This is a genomic window from Bacillus sp. GMs2/2 (assembly GCF_050172095.1).
Lineage (GTDB): Bacteria > Bacillota > Bacilli > Bacillales > Bacillaceae_G > Bacillus_A > Bacillus_A cereus.
Genome location: NZ_JBNLYE010000552.1, coordinates 1 through 2,020, shown reverse-complemented (window position 1 = coordinate 2,020; position 2,020 = coordinate 1). Strand labels below are relative to the sequence as shown.

Sequence of the window (2,020 nt, the reverse complement as noted above, 5' to 3'; positions counted from 1 at the left end):
TAGGTTGGCCCGTCATATTTTCATTGTTATAAATTTCAATTTTCCCCTTAAATTGCGGTGTACTATTTTCTTTTAGTTTCCAAGATACATTTAATTTTTCATTTTCATAATATATAGATTGGATATCAAAATCTAGTTTTCCTATTTCAGGTTGAGTAGGTTGATTTAGCGTGAATATTTTTCCTGCCTCAATAGTAGACTGCGTATTACCTCCTGCTTTGACCCATACATATTCTGAAGTAGATCCTCCATCATATTGATAAGTATTATCATGCGTTCCAGAAATACTTTGATTATTCCAAGAACTCCATTGTTTATCAACTAATTTTCGGCTATAACCATTTTTCAAGCGCGCTTCTCGAACATTCTGTCCACTATCAGCCCAGTCTTCTTGAAACATTCCTAAACCATGATTAAATGCAACATTAGCAACCGGAAAGTCCATAATTGCAATTTGATGCCATTTATTCTTTGTTACATCTTTCATCCATTGTCCAAATTTAGTATGACCATTTTCTTGCCATGAACGCATTGTCATTGTGTACCAATTGTAGTCTTTCCAACCATAAGTTGTTTGAACCTTCATTCCTGTTCCTTCTCCTCCAAAGGGTCCAGCTTGCGAATTCGGAGATAAGTATTCGGCCTTTATTGCTTCTTTAGAGGAAATTGGATCCCATAAGGCAAAATGTAAAGTACGTTTTCCATTTTCATCAAACCCACTTTGTTGTTGAAAACCAGCATATCCTCCAGCTTCACCACCTGCATTCCAGTTGTGTACAGCCCAGTACGTATAAGGTGGTGTCTGAACTGGTGACCAGTCTATACTAATAATATCTGAGGCAGGTATATTTTGGGGACTCACATAAACTGCTGGAGCAGCTGAATGTGTTGCAGCTTTAGTGTGCAAAATAGACGTTCCAAACATAGAAAACATGCTACATGCTGCGGTAATTATAATAACTTTATTAAATCTTTGCTTTGTTTTCTGACTAATCACTAATCTACATCCTTTTCTAATTTTTATTATTGAATACTAACGTAGTAGAGAAATCTATCAAAATTCAAACAACATCCAGTAATTCTTTAAAATACTGGATGTTGTTCTATCTTTACATCTGATTCTTACATATTAATTGATTGTAATTGCTTTCCATAACGATAGTGCAAATATCCAATTCGGGTCACCATTTCCTTGATGATTTTGAACAGCTTCATACACTGTCCCTTGATGTTCTACTTTATCGCCCTTTGTATATGCCTTCTTTGGATCCCATTTTTCATAAGATACATTTTGATCTTTGGTTTTTACAAGAAGAATTTCACTTTGGATTGATGTATTTCCAGCTGCATCTACAGCCTTCACTGCATATTTATATTCCTTATTAACTGTTAAGTTTTGATCAGTAAACGTCGTTCCTTGTACCGTTTGAATCAATTGTCCATCGCGTAATACCTGATATTCTTTTACACCTACATTATCTGTAGAAGGATTCCATTTTAGCTCTACACTGTTAGAAGTAAGGTTGCTTGCATATAATCCTTGTGGCTGTGTGGGAGCTTCTGTATCTGGTTTCGGATTAACAATTTGATTTACTTTCTTCAGACCTTCCTTTGTAACTTCGTACATGGCTTTTTTTCCAAAGCTCTCTTGTTTACTATTATCTACATTTGTGAGAGTAGCTCTATGCACACCTTCTAGATGTGTTAACTCAATATAATCTCCTACTTTGACTGAAACTTTTTGCGATTCAGCATTTTGTTGTTTATTTCCATAAATGTCTTTATTGTATACTACTTTCCCTGATGCATTTTGTACTTTAATACTCGCATATGTTTCATTAAAATAATGATGCGGTACGCCTGCTTTTAAGTCTACTTGCATTTCTTCTGTCGATTTATTGAAATTAATTTTAGCAAACTCGAAATCACTAATCCCTTTCAGCGACCATGCAAACTGGTTTCCTTCTAAAATATTATTTACATTAGGCATATCTGGTTTAATTGGATTAGAATCCGTACT

2 protein-coding genes are annotated in these 2,020 nt (G+C 34.8%); both read right to left on the bottom strand.

Going from position 1 to position 2,020, the window contains the following annotated elements; all coding sequences use genetic code 11:
- On the bottom strand, positions 1-997 hold a 997-nt coding region (locus tag ACQGS6_RS27260; protein WP_426965930.1), incomplete at its 3' end, for a DUF3472 domain-containing protein.
- 132 nt (positions 998-1,129) lie between these two features.
- A partial coding sequence (locus ACQGS6_RS27255; protein WP_426965929.1) for a putative mucin/carbohydrate-binding domain-containing protein occupies positions 1,130-2,020 on the bottom strand: 891 nt, incomplete at its 5' end.